This is a genomic window from Micromonospora sp. NPDC049101 (assembly GCF_040648675.1).
GTDB lineage: Bacteria > Actinomycetota > Actinomycetes > Mycobacteriales > Micromonosporaceae > Micromonospora.
The window spans coordinates 88,823-103,758 of sequence record NZ_JBEZED010000017.1; the positions used below are offsets into that span (position 1 = coordinate 88,823).

Consider the following 14,936-nt stretch of genomic DNA (forward strand, 5'->3'; position numbering starts at 1 on the left):
TCGCAACGTAGTCCTCGCTCTGTGTCCCGCCTCGGGCCGGCACCGGCCGAGAGGCGTCCATTCTGGGCGTACGCCCGACGCTGGGCCAGCTCACCGTGCGGTCTGGGCCGCGACCGGTGGGTCCAGCCGCATCGACCACCGTGCCGCGGGTCCCGCGCCGACGACAATCGGTACGGTTCGGTGGGGGCTGTGCGACAACGCGCGGAAGGGACCCCACCGTGCCACGGCATCGGGGCCCGCGCACACCACCACCCGTACCCTCGTCGACGGTTCCTCGGCTGCCACCTCGGCAACGGCGTCGACCCGGCGGCAACCCTCGGGTGCCGCGTCGCCGAGCACGTCGCCGACCAGCACCACGTCCGTGTCGGCGTCGAACTGGTTCAGCAGGGCCAGCGCGTGCCGGCGGCAGGCGGCCAGGTCACCGCCGATGGTGAGCACGTCGGGGGCCACCGCGAGGTCGATCCACAGTCGATGGCCGTCCCGGTCGCCCAGTACGAGAGGCGCACTCGACGGTGGAGGTCGCTGCCCGCCGGTCAGCCACCCGTAGGGCGATCCCCAGCGAGCCGGCCGTGCGCCGACCAGCCGCACGGTCGCCCGGTCCGGGCCGCAGGTCAGATCCGTGAGCAGGGTGGCGAACGGGTTGGGACGGGCCAGCGGAAGAAGCCCGGCCGCCCGGACGTCGGGCACCGCCCGGGCCGGGGTGCGATCCACGGCTCGCGGCAACGGGACCGCCACGGGCGGTGGGGCGGGTGTCCCGATCGTGACTGCCGCGGGTGGTGGGGCGGGTGGCTCGACCGCAACTGCCGCGGGTGGTGGGGCGGGTGGCTTGGTGGTGACCGCCACGAGCGGCCGTGTGGGTGGCTCGGCCGCGACCGGGGGTGGCAGCACGAGGGTTGGTTTCGCGGGCGCCGGGGGAGGTGGTTGCTCCGCTGGTGGCGCGGTCACCGGTGCGGGCCGTGGATCCGGGGGAGTCGTCGTCGGGACGGGCGGGACCGGGCTGCTGGCCGGCGCCGCACCGCCACGGGCGGGTCGATGCCGTGCGCGGAGGGCCACGTGTGCCCAGAGCAGCAGGAGCACGGCGAGCGCGATCAACGCCACCCGCAGTCCGGTCGCGGACCACAGGACGGACAGGTGCGGCAGGGTGACAGTGGACGGTGCCGGCGGGTCGGCGGATGCCGTGGACGCGGTCGACGGCGGGGACGGTGACACCGCTGTCGGTGCTGGCGTCGGTGCCGGAAGCGCGCCGATCTGGACGCCGGGGCCCGTCGCGTCCCGGGGCAGGACGAGGATCCAGCCGGGCTGCAGGCTTGTCGCGTCGGTCAGCCGACGGCCGTCGGGTTGGAGTCGCCCCTCGTTGAGCGCGAAGATCTCCGGGGACCGATTGCCGTTGCCCAGTGTCTTCGCCGCGATCGCGAAGAGATATTCCCGTTGGCCGTCGACCGGAGGCCCGACGACGTAGTACTTGCCGGTCTCGCCCGGAGCGCGCAGCGCCGAGGTGGGTGCGGCGACGGCCGCCGGAGCGATCACCTGTGTGCTGACGCCCAGCATGAGCAGGCAGAGGCCGAGCATCGCGAGCCGTCGTCTCATCGTGGCATCGTCCTTCGCCGGGGTCGTCGGGTGCTGCCGCGATCCAAGGATCGTCGGAGGAATGGTGAACCGGGGCGTGCCACCCATCGTTCTCAGGATGTTCTCCCGAGATCGGAGGCGTTATGAGGGGAATTACACCGTATCCGCAGGGCCAGGGCAATATCGCCGACGCGTGCCGCGACGCCGCGGCCGGCATCAGTACGCAACTCGACCGGCTCCGCGCCCACCTGGCGAGCCTCGACCCGGCACGCCTGCGGATGTCCGCCTCCCGTCGCGACGCGCTGCTGACCGGGTACGACATCTACGCCCGGATGCTCGACGACGCGCTCCAGGACATCGCCGGTGACCTGCAGACGGAGGTCGACCTCCGGCCGGTCGATCTGGCGCTCGCCGCCGGTGGGTCCCGATGAGCGGCACCGAGTGGGCACCGGTCCCCGACGGCGCGGGCGACCCGGCCGACCCGGGGCCGGCCATCAACGCGCTGGCCACCGATGTCGCCAGGCGGCTCGCGAGGCTGCGCGAGCAGTTGGAGCCGACACGGGCGCGGTGGGCCGACAGCCACGACTACCTCGATCCGGCGGAGGAGTGGACCATCGCGACGGACGGTCTGCTCGGCCCGACCGGCGTGCTGGGCATCATCAGCGACGCGGTGCGGATCACCCTACCGGACCTTGTCGGCACCAGGTGGTCCGAGCGCACGTCCGGCCTTTCCGCCGGGCGCGGGGGATCGGCAGCGGGTGGCGACTGATGGCCGCTGCCGCCGCCCCCCGCGGGGAATGACCTCCCATGCTCACGTCCACCTGCGCCGACGCGACGATGCGGACAAGTGTCTGCATGCTCGTGCTCGGTCTGCTGTCCGAGGTGGAGAGACGCGACGTCGCCAGTCACCTGGACCACTGCGCGAGCTGCCGGGCCGAGCGGGAGGAGATCGACCACACCGTCGACACTCTTGGCCTGCTCAGCGCCGCACACGTACGACGCTTGATCGCCGATTTCGGGGCGGGTCCGGCCGAGCCGGACCGTACCCCGCAAGGTGATCATCTTTTCGGCGCACCCGGCGCCGCCCTGGCGCGGGACCTGCCCGCCCGCACCGAGGCTCCGGTCGTGATCCTGCGCGAGACCCGCGCGGTGCCCCGTCTCGGTGTCCCCGACGACGTCCGTCCGGTGACCCGGGCCCACCCGCCTGGTGTGGCCGACCGGTACCGCGCCGGACCCGGTGAGGGTTTCCTGCCCCCACGACCCGCGACGGGCCCGTTGTCCCGTGGCCCGCACTCGCACCGCCGCCCCAGGTCACGCAGTCGGCGCATCGGTGGCGTGGTGGGCTTGACCGGCCTGCTCGCCGTCGCGCTCAGCACGACACTGCTCATCGAGCCGTGGAACGCGACTGACTCGCCCGGCCCGGTCGTGGCGGTGGCGACCACCGACGACGGCGTCAGCGGCGTGGAGTTCTCCGCGGTTCTCTACGACGACGACGGTCAGGTCAACCTGCGGGTCTCGACCGACGGTCTGGCGCCGGACGCGTCGTACCAGCTGTGGGCACTCACCACAGCGGGCGAGGAGTTGCTGCTCGGTCGGCTGAACGGCAACCCGGGCCGCGGCGGCTACGCCGGTGACGTCGCGGTGTCGGTGGACGACCTGAGTCAGCTCAGCGTCCGTCAGGTCGACGGCGGGGTTCTGGTGACGGCCGACGTGGTCAAGGGGTCGCCGCGACCGGACGGGGGGCCGGGTCCGACGTGAGTCGAGCCGACGCGCGATCCGTCCCATCGCGACCGCACCGGGTCGCGCCGTCCGTTTCGATGTTTCGGCAGGTCAGCGTACCCAATGGGGTTCCGACGCCGAGCCGGCCCGCGAGGATCTGCCAAGATTCCTCGGGAAAACCCCCACGAACACTGAACGCGGGTACCGATGCACTCGTTATCGCTGCCATGAACCAGGCCGCGGGGAACATGCTCTCGGGTGCGTCGTCGCCAGAGCCGACCTACGACCACGCGTTGCGGCTCGCCTACGAGACACATGGGCCGATCCTGCTCAACTACCTGCTGCGTCTGACGATGGGTAATCGTGGCCTCGCCGAGGACATCGTCCAGGAGACGCTGGTGCGTGCCTGGCACCATCCGGAGGCACGGACGACCGACGGTCAGTGGAGCCGGGGCTGGCTGTTCACCGTCGCCCGACGCATCGCCATCGACCACCTGAGGGCGGCCCGGGGCAGGCCGTCCGAGCAGCTTGACGAGCGCATCGAGGAGCGGCACGCCGCCGTGGACGACATCGACCGCCTGCTCAACGGCCGCGAGGTGCGTGACGCCGTGGCCAGGTTGCCGGAGCGGCTGCGCAGCGCGCTGATCGAGATCTACTTTCAGGAACACACGGTCGCCGAGGCCGCGCGCAACCTCTCGATCCCCGAGGGGACGGTCAAGTCACGGACCTTCTACGCGCTGCGGGCACTGCGCGAGGACCTCGCCGGGCGGGGGTTCAGCATCTGAGTCGCCCGCCGGCAGAAGTTCCGAAGTCGGCCCGCCCAACCGTGAACCAACCGGTCGCGCGGCTCGTTCACAGCGCACACCCGTCGGAGAGGGAAGCAACCGTGACACTGAGATCGGTGATCGGACGCCTGGCCAACCTGCACACCTCGGGCCGGCGCGCATGGGGCTCACTGCGGACGACCCGTCAGCGGATCGAGGCCGGGGTCGCCTTCACCGCGGCCGTCGTCTGCGTCGTGGCGGCCGGCCTCCAGGTCGGGCCGGCGTTGGCCGAGACCACAGTCGAGGGTGAACCGGTCCCCGCCGACGTGCTGCCGGCAATCGTCGTCGGCGCCACCTCCTGCCCGGCGCTGACCGGGCCGCGACTCGCCGCACAACTGATGGCCGCCTCGGGGTTCAAGGCGACGGCCGTGTCCGAGTCCGGCGAGGGCATCGCCGGACTGGACTCCCGGGCCTGGCAGACGTGGGCGCCGTGGCAGCAGGCCCAGCGCGCCGACGTCCGCGCCAACGTGCTCGCGCTGGCGCACCGTACCTGCGAGGCGATCGGCCAGGTCCGGGCCGGCGGCGCCGGCGGCGACCTCTGGAAGGCGGCCGTCGCGGCCGACAAGGTCGGTCTGGACGCGGTGGTCAAGGCCAAGGGGGTGCCGACGTCCGCCCAGGAGTACGTCGACACGGTGGCCGGGTACGCCAACTGGTACGCCAAGCAGCCGCAGTTCTCGGGCGCGACGAAGCCGGCACGGCCGTCCGCCACTCCGGCCGCGGACAAGGTGGGCATACCCGAGGAGTACGTCGACGCGGTGGTCAAGGCCGGTCAGGTCTGCCCGTCGACCGTGTCCGCTGCCCGGATCGCCGCGCAGCTGAGGTCGCTCTCCGCCTTCAATCCGAACCTGAAGGGCAGCGGCGGCGGCCAGGGCATCGCCCAGTTCACGCCATCGCTGTGGGAGGAGTACAAGCCGTCCGACAGCGCATCGGTCTGGGACCCGCAGGTGGCCATCCCCACCCTCGCCACCGCGATGTGCGACCTGCGCAACCAGCTCTCCGGAATGAACCTGCGCCAGTCGGGGGAGGAGACCGACCCCTACTCGCTGGCGCTCGCGGCGTACCAGTGGGGGGTCACGGCGGTGCGGGCCAAGGGCGGAGTGCCGCGTGGCGCCGCCGTTCCGCAGCTCGTCGACACGGTCGACCTCTACCTCAACGCGTACACCTCGGACAGCCGACTGGCCAGCGCGTTCCCGTCACCGTCGGTGAGTCGCCCGGCCCCGCCGCCGTCGCCCTCGGCATCGCCGTCCGCGCCGCCGTCGTCGTCGCCCTCGGCGGTGCCCACCCCCGCGCCGACGAAACCGGCTGCGCCACCCACGCCCGCCGCGACTCCGTCGCCCGTGCCCCCGCCGCCGGCCACCGCCCTGCCGGCGAAATGGGACCCGGCTGTCTCCTACCAGTTCACCAACGTCCTGAGCGGCCGGGTCATGGAGGTGCCGGGGAAGGACAACGTCACCGCCGGCGGGACGACCATCCAGCTCAATGACAACCTGCACCAGAAGGACCAGTACTGGCACATCGCCAAGGCCGCCGATCCGAGGTACGTCGTGATCACGAACGCGTTCAACAACAAGGCGCTCGGCATCCGCGGCGGCTCGATCAAGGACGCCGCCGAGGTGGTGCAGGTCGACCCGGCGTTCGACAACCCCAGCCAGCAGTGGTCGTTCATCGACGGCGGCACGTGGGTCACCCTCATCAACCGCAACTCCGGCAAGGCGGTCGACATCCTCGGCGACGACTGCTGCGGCAAGAACGGCACCCCGATCACCCAATGGGGTCGGCAGAGCTACGCCGTCGACCAGCGCTGGGTGCTCAGCAGATGACACGGAGGCGGGGCACGGATCCACGCGGCGTGCGGGGCTGGGTGGGGGCGATCGTCGCGGCGGTCGTGCTCGTCGCCGGCGCACCCGCCGCGCCGGCGCGGGCCGCGGTCGACGAGTACGTCCTCTACTACACCGTCACCTCGGCCTACCAGGGCAAGCCGGAGAACCTCGGTGAGATCGCCGGCCGGCTGTTGGGCAACTCGTCGCGCTCCACCGAGATCTTCAACCTGAACACGGCACGACGGCAGCCGGACGGCGGCGCGCTCACCGACCCGAACACCCTCCATGCCGGTTGGTACCTGGTCGTGCCCTGGGACGCGGTCGGGGCGGGTCTCCAGCACGGCGTGTTGCCCAGCACCGCTCCCGCCGCCGCACCAGCCGCGAGTGCTCCGGGCGTCCCGCCGCAGGCGTCCACGCCGCAGGCACCAGGCGTTCCCGGCGTACCCGCTGTTCCGGGCCGGCCGTCGGCTCCGGCCTCCCCCCTCGGCGGAACGCCGCCGATCCCCACCCCGACACCGGGCCCGGCGCAGCTACCGTCCGCGCCGCCACCACCCGCACCGCCGGGCAAATGCGTCACGGCGACCGCCGCCAGCGCACCGTCGAACTGGGCCAGCGTGCGGCTGGGCGCCGACCTGGCCTGGCCGCACACCCGAGGCGTCGGGCAGCTCGTCGCGATCGTCGATTCCGGCGTCGACGGTCGAGCGGCCCAACTCGCCGGCCGGGTGTCGGTCGGGGCCAACATCGTGACCGGAGACGGCCGCGGGGACAGCGACTGCCTGGGCACCGGTACGGCGATGGCGGGCCTGGTGGCCGCGCAGCCGGTGGACGGGGACGCGTTCGCGGGTGTCGCCCCGGAGTCGGTCGTCATGCCGGTGCGGGTGGTCACCGACGTGCCGTCCGCGGACGCGGTCGCCCAGGCGACGGCGATCGAGGTGGCGGTCTCCGCCGGGGCGACGGTGATCGCGCTCGGCTCGTACGTGGATGCCACCGCCGAGGGCGTGCTGCGGGCCATCGAGGCGGCGCTCAGCCGCAACATCGTCGTGGTGGCCGGCGCTCCGGCCGGTCCGGGCGCCACCGCCCCGCCGGCGGAGTTGATCAGCGTCGCCGGTGTCGGCGTGGACGGCAAGCTCCTGGAGGAGTACGCCGCGGACCTGGTCGACGTGGTGGCGCCGGGGGTCAACGTCTCCAGCATCGGCATCAACGGCACGCAGCAGTTCGTCGGCAGCGGCACGCAGTACGCGGTCGCTCTGGTCGCCGGCGAGGTCGCCCTGGTGCGTGCCGCCCACCCCGACCTGTCGGCCGCGCAGGTCGCCCACCGGGTTCTGGCCACGGCCGACAAGATGGGTGACGCGCAGCCGGATGCCCGGTACGGCGGTGGCATGATCAATCCGGAGGCCGCGGTGACCCGGGAGCTGCCCGAGGAGGCGACGCAGGTGTCCACCGGTCGGCGTTCCGGTCAGAGCACCGGGGGCGACGGCATCCGGGTCGCGTTCCTGCTGACCGTGCTGGCGGGGCTCGTGCTCAGCGCGCTGCTCGTGATTCGCCTGCGCCGCAGCGTACGGCGGGCCGACACGGAGACCGGAGGCGAGGACGATGGGTTGGACGCGGACTGGCCGGCGGGGACCACGCCCGACGAACAGCCGAGTCAGCCGACGCTCACCGGCGCGCACTGAGCGACGGTCGGTTTCGTGACAGCACAGACGTCCCCGGTCGTGAACTCCCGCATGGGCAGTTCCGTTCTTAGAAGATCGGGGACCGCGGGCGACCAGCCGCGCGGGCGAGGGATTGAGGACTTGGTGCGACATGGCTGACGACGTGTGCGAGGAGCCCCAGCTCCGCAGCGCGCTCGGCGTGTACCTGGCCGGCGGGTTGGCCGAGGACCAGCGCGACGCGGTCGAGAGCCACCTTGCCACCTGTGCCCCGTGCTCCGCCGAGGCCGACGCGCTGGGCGAGGCGGTGGCGATGCTCGCCCTGCTCTCCGATCTCGACCGCCGGGAGTTGGTGGCCGAGTTCGGCGTACCGCCGATCCCGGTGGCGGCCGGTCCGGAGCCGGCCGACGAACCGGAACCAGACCCGGAGCCACCGCCGGCGCCTCCCGCCGTGCAGCCCGCTCCGGTCGACACGGCCCGTGCGGTGGGGCCGACCGGTGGTCCTGCCGCGAACCGGGCAGGCACCGGCCCGGGGCGTGCGACGTCCACGGCGACCACCCGGCCCGGCCGCCAGCGGCGTCGGCGCCGGATGAAGCTCGCGGGTGCCGGCCTCGCCGTGGTGGCGCTGGTCTTCGCGGGTCTGCTTGTCGGCCAGTCGTTGCGCACCCCCACGACCACCCCGGACCTGCTGGTTCCGCACGGTGGGAACACCGTCCTCACGCTCGTCACCAACGCCACCGACGCGCCCAGCGGTGCCACCCTGTCGGTGGCCGTCTCGCAGCAGGACGGCGCGGTGAACCTGCGGGCCACCCTGGCCGGGCTGCGGGTCGGTGCGGCCTACCGGCTGTTCGTCACCGACGTCGACGGGCAGAGCTGGGAGCTGGCGATGGTGACCGGTACGGACTTCCGGCAGGAGGTTGCCCGCGGCTGCCCCGTGCCCTTAGACCGACTCGACCGGTTCAGCGTCACCGCGGCCGACGGATCCCTGGCGGTCGTCGCCGTCGTGGACCGGGCGTCGCGGTCGGCGACGCCGCGATAGCTGTGGCGGGCGGCCTGGTCGGCGCGGTGGTCGTGGCGCTCACGGTCGTCACCGGCTGGCCGGCGGCCGTGGCCGCGCCCACCCCACCGGCACGGGCCGGCGGCTGCCTGCGTCCGCCGGAGACCGTCGAGACCGGGGTGCCCTGGGCGCAGGAACGGCTGGGCGTGCAGCGGGCCTGGCCGCTGTCGCGCGGTCAGGGCGTCACGGTGGCGATCGTGGACACCGGCGTGGCCACGAACAGCCCGCAACTCAGCGGCCGGGTGCTCGCCGGCGTCGACCTCACCGCCGCCGGCCGGCCGCGCGCCGACGACGACTGTTTCGGGCACGGCACGTTCATCGCCGGCATCATCGGTGCCGCGCCGGCGGCGGGCACCGGCTTCGCCGGCGTCGCGCCCGAGGTGCGGATCCTGCCGATCCGGGTGGCCACCAGCACGGACGACGGCACGGCGGCGCTGCTCGCCAAGGGCATCCGCGCGGCGGTGGACGCCGACGCGGACGTCGTCAACATCTCCGCCAGCACGCAGGCCCCGGAGCCCAGCCTGGTCGAGGCCATCGCGTACGCCGAGGCCAGGGACGTGGTCGTCGTCGCCGCCGCGGCGAACGGCGCCCAGCAGGGCCAGCAGGTGGCGTACCCGGCGGCGCTGCCCACCGTGCTGGCCGTCGGCGCGATCGACGCCACCGGCGCCCTCGCCGGGTTCTCCCAGACCGGCCGGCACCTGGGGCTGACCGCACCCGGTGTGGACGTGGTGAGCATCGGCCCCGGCGGGCCGGGCCACTGGCAGGGCAGCGGCACCAGTTACGCCGTACCGTTCGTGGTCGGGGTGGCCGCGCTGGTCCGGGCGTACCGGCCCGCGCTGACGGCGGCCGAGGTGCGGCACCGGCTGCTGGTCACGGCCGACCACCCGGCGGTGGCGTTGCCGCACCCGGGCTATGGCTGGGGCGTGGTCAACCCGGCCGCCGCCGTGGCGACCGTGCTGCCGGAGGAGGACGCCGCCCGGCCCGGCCTGCCCATGCCGCCCGCCCGCCACCCCGACCTGCCGCCCCCCGACCCGATCGGGCGCTACCTGGTCACTCTCGGCGCGGGGCTCGCCGTCGTGCTGACCGGGCTCGTCGCCCTGCTCACCGTGCTGATGCCCGCCGGGCACCGACGCCGCTGGCGGCCCGCCCGCGTCGTCGAGGTCCGCCGACCGCCGACGACCTGACGCCACGGCGCGACGTCACTGCGCCGGCTGCTCCGGCGCCGGCTCGTCACTGCGCCGGCTGGTCCGGCGTACGGCGTCACTGCGCCGGCTGCGCCGGCGCCGGCACCACGGGGGTCTGCACCAGGCGGACCGAGCGTCGGCGGTCGATGTACTGGCCGCGGGCGGTGGGCAGCGTCCGCGGCCGGATGTTGCCGAGGAAGGTGCCCTCCTCCCGGGGGCAGGAGAACAGGATCGCGGGAGAGCCCAACTCCCAGGCCCGACGCAGCACCGGGCTCATCATCGCCCGGGAGGCGCCCACGGTGCTCCGCGCGATGATCAGGTGCAGCCCGATCTCCGCGCCGTGCGGCAACAGCGGCAGCAGGGGTTGCAGCGGCGAGTCCCGGCCGCCCTCGATCAGCTCGAAGTCGTCGACGATGATGAACAGCCGGCCACCGGTCCACCAGTCTCGTCGGGGCAGCCGGCTCGGTGGGACGTCCGGGCCGGGCAGCCGGCCGGTCAGCACCTGGCCCGCCTCGGCGATGGTCGCGGTGAGCCGCTCCGCCGACATCGAGTACCCGATCTGGTTCGCCTGCGGGATCGCGTCGTGCAGCTCGCGGCGGAAGTCGCCGAAGACCACCCGTGCCTCGGCGGGCGGGTGGTGCGCCGCGACGCTGCGGGCGATGTGCCGCAGCAGGTTCGTCTTCCCGGTCTCGGTGTCCCCGAAGATCAGCAGGTGTGGGTTGGCGTCGAAGTCGTGCCACAGCGGAGCCAGGCGTACGTCGTCGAGCCCGAGCGGAACGCGGATCTCGGCCTCGCGGGTGGGCGCGGTCGCGACCGGCAGATCCGCGACCGGCAGCACCTCCGGCAGCAGTCGCACCCGCGGCGCGCGCGGTGCGCTGGGCACGTCCAGGGCCTCGACCAGCTCGGCCGTCGCCTCGGCCAGGTCCTCGGTCTCCGGGATCCCGTCGATGCGGGGCAGGGCCGTCAGGAAGTGCCGCCGGTCCGGGGTGATGCCCCGGCCCGGGATGGCCGGCACGGTCGCCGCCACCCGGCTGTTGACCTCGGACTCCACCGGATCGCCGAGCTTCAGCTCGAACCGGGTGCCCAGCACGTCGCGCAGCCAGGGTCGGATCTCCGACCACCGACCGGCGGAGACGAGCAGGTGAACGCCGAAGCTCAGGCCCCGCGCGGCGATCTCACCGAAGCGGTCGTCCAGCTCCTGGAAGTCCTGTCGCGCCGTGTACCACCCGTCGATCACCAGGAACACGTCTCCGTACGGGTCCTCGTCCTGGTATCCGCCGGCCTGCCGGGCCCGCCGGTAGCTGGTCATCGAGTCGATGCCGTGCTGGGCGAAGATCTGTTCCCGGCGGGCCATCAGGTTCGTCAGGTCCAACACGGTACGGGTCACCCGGTCGCGGTCGAGCCGGCCCGCGACGCTGCCCACGTGCGGCAGCCGCGACAGTGCCCCCAGCGCGCCGCCGCCGAAGTCGAGACAGTAGAACTGCACCTCGGCGGCGGTGTGGGTCAGCGCCAACGCGCTGATCAGCGTCCGCAGCAGGGTGCTCTTGCCGCTCTGTGGGCCGCCCACCACACCGACGTTGCCCTTGCTACCCGCCAGGGAGGCCAGCAGCAGCTCCCGCCGTTGCTGCGCGGGCAGGTCGACGAGGCCGATCGGCGCGACGAGCTGGCCGGTGCCGTAGCCGCCCACCGGGGCCAGGCCGAGGGTGGGGTGGTCGATCAGCGGAGGCAGCAGCTTCTCCAGCGTCGTGGTCTCCGTCAACGGCGGCAGCCACACCTGGTGCGCGGCCGGGCCGTGCCCGTGCAGCACGGACAGCAGCACGTCGGCCATGACCGGCGGCTTCTCCTCGTTCTCCTGCGCCTCGTCCGGCTCCGGCGTCACCGGCACCTCGGGGCGCAGGTGCTCGGTGCCGAACGGAACGAGACCACCCTGAACCGCCTGGAGGCGGCGCTGGTGCGGCGGCCGCCACGGCCCGGAGCAGTAGGCGCCCTTGAACCGGATCAGAGTCTGGGTGTCCGGTCGCAGGTAACCGTTGCCCGGCACGTTGGGCAGCTCGTACGCGTCCGGCACACCCAGCACGCTGCGGCTCTCCATCGAGGAGAAGGTCCGCAGACCGATCCGGTACGACAGGTGGGTCTCGATCTGGTGGATGCGCCCCTCGTCGAGGCGCTGACTGGCCAGCAGCAGATGTACGCCGAGGCTGCGGCCCAGCCGGCCGATCATCGCGAAGACGTCGATGAACTCGGGTTTGCTGCTGAGCATCTCGCTGAACTCGTCGACGACGATGAAGAGCGCCGGCATCGGCTCCAGCACGACGCCCTCGGTCCGCGCCTTCTCGTAGTCGCGCCGGGACGGGTATCCGCTCGCCCGCAGGTGCTCCTGGCGACGGTTCAACTCACCGGTCAGCGCGTCCTGCATGCGGTCGACGAGCTCCAACTCCTCGGACAGGTTGGTGATCACGGCCGAGGTGTGCGGCAGTCGCTCGAAGCCGAGGAACGCCGCTCCGCCCTTGAAGTCGACGAGGACGAGGTTCAGCTCCTCGGAGGTGTGCCGGGCGGCAAGCGCCAGCACCAGCGTACGGAGCAACTCGCTCTTGCCCGACCCGGTGGCGCCGATCAGCATCCCGTGCGGGCCCATTCCGCCCTCGGCCGCCTCCTTGATGTCCAGCTCGATCGGGGTGCCGGTGGCCGACATGCCGATCGGCACCCGCAGCCGTTGCGCCGCCGTCCGCCCGGCCCGGTAGGCGGTCAGGTCCAGGGCGGTCAGATCACCGAGCTGGAGCAGGCCGGCCAGGTCGTAGTCGGTGGCCAGCGGCTCCTCGGTGTCGGTGCCCGCGCCCACCCGGTAGCGGGCCATCGACCGGGCCAGCGCCGCTGCCGCCACCACGCCCAACCGGTCCGGGCGGCACAGTCGGCTGCTGCTGGACTTGCCGAGGTGGTCGAAGGAGACGATGTCCAACTGCTGCTCGGTGGCCCGCACCAGCAGGGTGTGCGGGTGCGCCTCCCAGCCCAGCGTCGCGCCCACGTCCAACGTGAGCACGTTGCGATAGCCCTCCACGCCGAGGCGGTGGCCGGTCGGCAGGCGTGGTCCGTCGAGGACGAGCACCACGAACGGCTCGATGGCCGTGACCGGGGAGTCCGGCTCGTAGCCGGGGCGGTCCTGCACGTTCAGCGTGGCGAGAGCCTCCTCGATCTCGGTCCCGTCGGTGGCGAACCTCCGCCGGGTGCCGGTGACGTCGGGGACGGTGTCGTCCTGCACGTGCGGCAGCCACTTGGCCCAGTCCCATTCCGGGCCCCGGGCGGCGGCGATCACCACCAACAGGTCCTGCGGGGAGTGGGCGACGGTGAGCTGGGCCAGGATCGCGCGCACCGTGGACCGGGCCACCGACACGTCGCCGCCGAACCCGATCCGCGCGAAGCCGCGCAGGTAGATGCCGATCGGAGCGTCCTGCAGGGTGGAGTAGGCCCGCAGGAAACGACGCAGGGCGTGCGCGGCCAACGGCTCCAGATCCTCCAGCGGCTTGCTGTTCGGTGCGGCCAACCGCACGGTGGAGCGGCGGGTGCCGAGCCCCACGCGTACCTCGCCGAAGTCGTTGTGCGCCGTACGCCGCTCCCACAGCCGCTGACTGAGCGCCATCGACCACAGCGCGCCCGGGTCCGGGTGCAGCCAGCGGGCGGCGCGCCGCTCCTCGGTCAGCGCGGCGCGCACCTTGCGCCGCACCTGGCCGAGGTAGCGCAGGTAGTCACGGCGCTCACCGTTGAGCCGGTGCTTGTGCTGCCCGGCGTTGCGGATCAACGGCACGATCAACATCGCGATCGCCGAGAGCACCATCAGGCAGACGCCCACATAGGCCAGTGCGCCCGCGTTGGGTCGCAGGAACATGAGCACCATCGCGAGCGAGGCGATGGCCATCGGCGCCAGCATCAGCACGGCGCTCAGGCCCCGCTCGGCCGGCTCGGGGATGACCGGTGGCTCCTGGAGCGCGATCTCCTCGGCCGGCGCGACCGGGCCGGCGCGGCGAGCCCTGCGGACGTACGGCACCGTGCCCACGTTCGTCTCCTTCGGTGAGGGGTTTCCCTCCGATCGGCCCGGTCGCCTGCCGAGCACCCGTCGGGCGCGCGGCAGCGGGCTTATCGTCCTGGGGATTCGGCGCTCGACCCGAAAGCGATGCCGGAGGCCGCGGTCTCGCTTGTGGAGGCAGACCCGGCACCGGAGAAACGAACAGCAGTGACCATAGCAGGAGGGGGCGGTTGTGGCGGAGACACGCGTTACCCCGGATCAGTTGCGGGAGATCGGCAAAAAGATCGGCGCCCTTCTGGATGACCACCAGTCGGTCTTCAACAAGCTGGCGAAGATGGAGCCGAACGCCGGCAAGTTCGACGCGGCGACCTGGCTGGAGGATCTCTTTGCCGACCGCCGCGACGGAATCGTCGAACACGTGAAATACCTGCAACGGGCATTCGACGAGATCAATACCGGCCTGTACGAGATCGCCGACGACTACGAGCGGATCGACGGGAGCAACGCCGACGCGGTGTCCACGTTCAACAAGGACGCCAAGAAGGTGGTCGGCGGCATGGGTGACGCCGAGTTCGAGCCGACCAAGGTGCGGGAGCAGTCCAGCTACAAGACCGGCGACTACGGCTCCGAGGTGGACAAGTCGACGATCGACCCGGGGAAGGACCTGATCAAACCCTTCAAGCCGGGCGACATCGAAGGCATGGACGAATTCCTCGACATCAAGGGCATCGGGCCCAAGGACGACACGAACCTCGACCTCCGCGAGAGCCCGCTGCTCAAGGACATCGACGGTTATCCCGACTCGCGGCTCAGCGAGGAGAGTACCGAGGAGAAACCGGAGGAGAAGAAGCCGGACGAGAAGAAGCCGGACGAGAAGCCGCTCCCCACCGGTGACAACTTCGATCCGCATCACGAGCCGTCGGGGGAGAAGATCGTCCACAACCCGGCCAACGACGACGATTTCCGGGGCGACACGTACCGGTACTACGAGATCGACGGCAAGCAGCAGACCGGTCCGGACGGCCAGAAGATCTGGTGGCTGAACCTGGAGCCCTACACCTACGACGGCCGCTACTACCGTCCGTACAAGCACTGACGC

General features: G+C 72.4%; 11 protein-coding genes. 9 read left to right on the forward strand and 2 right to left on the reverse strand.

Going from position 1 to position 14,936, the window contains the following annotated elements; translation table 11 throughout:
- Positions 1–90 precede the first annotated feature (90 nt).
- Positions 91–1,587 carry a hypothetical protein gene (locus tag AB0B57_RS23225; protein WP_357073410.1) on the reverse strand — a complete coding sequence of 499 codons (1,497 nt, stop codon included), beginning with the start codon at positions 1,585–1,587 and terminating at the stop codon, positions 91–93.
- Between the two features lie 122 nt (positions 1,588–1,709).
- On the opposite strand from AB0B57_RS23225, the gene AB0B57_RS23230 reads away from it, so the two are divergent.
- The 8 genes from AB0B57_RS23230 to mycP all read left to right on the forward strand — a co-directional run bounded on the left by AB0B57_RS23230 (position 1,710) and on the right by mycP (position 9,819).
- Complete coding sequence (locus AB0B57_RS23230) at positions 1,710–1,997, forward strand: hypothetical protein (protein WP_357073413.1); 288 nt, start codon at positions 1,710–1,712, stop codon at positions 1,995–1,997.
- Entirely contained in the window at positions 1,994–2,335 is a 342-nt protein-coding gene (locus AB0B57_RS23235) for a hypothetical protein (RefSeq protein WP_357073416.1), read from the forward strand. The genes AB0B57_RS23230 and AB0B57_RS23235 overlap by 4 nt, the downstream gene beginning before the upstream one ends.
- 38 nt (positions 2,336–2,373) lie before the next feature.
- Complete coding sequence (locus tag AB0B57_RS23240; RefSeq protein ID WP_357073419.1) at positions 2,374–3,324, forward strand: zf-HC2 domain-containing protein; 951 nt, start codon at positions 2,374–2,376, stop codon at positions 3,322–3,324.
- A gap of 188 nt (positions 3,325–3,512) precedes the next feature.
- Positions 3,513–4,070, forward strand: coding sequence for a sigma-70 family RNA polymerase sigma factor (locus AB0B57_RS23245; RefSeq protein ID WP_357073422.1), 558 nt, complete (start codon positions 3,513–3,515; stop codon positions 4,068–4,070).
- Positions 4,071–4,186: 116 nt separating this feature from the next.
- On the forward strand, positions 4,187–5,929 hold the full coding sequence (locus tag AB0B57_RS23250) for an RICIN domain-containing protein (protein ID WP_357073425.1): 1,743 nt from the start codon (positions 4,187–4,189) through the stop codon (positions 5,927–5,929).
- Complete coding sequence (locus AB0B57_RS23255; protein ID WP_357073428.1) at positions 5,926–7,602, forward strand: S8 family serine peptidase; 1,677 nt, start codon at positions 5,926–5,928, stop codon at positions 7,600–7,602. The genes AB0B57_RS23250 and AB0B57_RS23255 overlap by 4 nt, the downstream gene beginning before the upstream one ends.
- Before the next feature lie 130 nt (positions 7,603–7,732).
- Positions 7,733–8,617, forward strand: coding sequence for a zf-HC2 domain-containing protein (locus AB0B57_RS23260; protein ID WP_357073431.1), 885 nt, complete (start codon positions 7,733–7,735; stop codon positions 8,615–8,617).
- Positions 8,618–8,619: 2 nt separating this feature from the next.
- A complete protein-coding gene (mycP, locus tag AB0B57_RS23265) occupies positions 8,620–9,819 on the forward strand; it encodes a type VII secretion-associated serine protease mycosin (RefSeq protein WP_357073434.1) in 1,200 nt (399 codons plus the stop codon).
- A gap of 76 nt (positions 9,820–9,895) precedes the next feature.
- Here mycP and eccCa read toward each other — a convergent pair whose 3' ends face one another.
- Positions 9,896–13,867, reverse strand: a complete 3,972-nt coding sequence (eccCa, locus tag AB0B57_RS23270) for a type VII secretion protein EccCa (RefSeq protein WP_357073437.1) — start codon at positions 13,865–13,867, stop codon at positions 9,896–9,898.
- 202 nt (positions 13,868–14,069) lie between these two features.
- Here eccCa and AB0B57_RS23275 point away from each other — a divergent pair, with 202 nt between their 5' ends.
- A complete protein-coding gene (locus tag AB0B57_RS23275; RefSeq protein WP_357073440.1) occupies positions 14,070–14,933 on the forward strand; it encodes a hypothetical protein in 864 nt (287 codons plus the stop codon).
- Positions 14,934–14,936 lie beyond the last annotated feature (3 nt).

Excerpts from the sequence above, each read along its gene's own strand:
- AB0B57_RS23235 (WP_357073416.1), top strand. The coding sequence starts at position 1,994 with ATGAGCGGCACCGAGTGGGCACCGGTCCCCGACGGCGCGGGCGACCCG.
- AB0B57_RS23245 (WP_357073422.1), top strand. The coding sequence starts at position 3,513 with ATGAACCAGGCCGCGGGGAACATGCTCTCGGGTGCGTCGTCGCCAGAG.
- AB0B57_RS23260 (WP_357073431.1), top strand. The coding sequence starts at position 7,733 with ATGGCTGACGACGTGTGCGAGGAGCCCCAGCTCCGCAGCGCGCTCGGC.
- AB0B57_RS23240 (WP_357073419.1), top strand. The coding sequence starts at position 2,374 with ATGCTCACGTCCACCTGCGCCGACGCGACGATGCGGACAAGTGTCTGC.
- AB0B57_RS23255 (WP_357073428.1), top strand. The coding sequence starts at position 5,926 with ATGACACGGAGGCGGGGCACGGATCCACGCGGCGTGCGGGGCTGGGTG.
- AB0B57_RS23230 (WP_357073413.1), top strand. The coding sequence starts at position 1,710 with ATGAGGGGAATTACACCGTATCCGCAGGGCCAGGGCAATATCGCCGAC.
- AB0B57_RS23225 (WP_357073410.1), bottom strand. The coding sequence starts at position 1,587 with ATGAGACGACGGCTCGCGATGCTCGGCCTCTGCCTGCTCATGCTGGGC.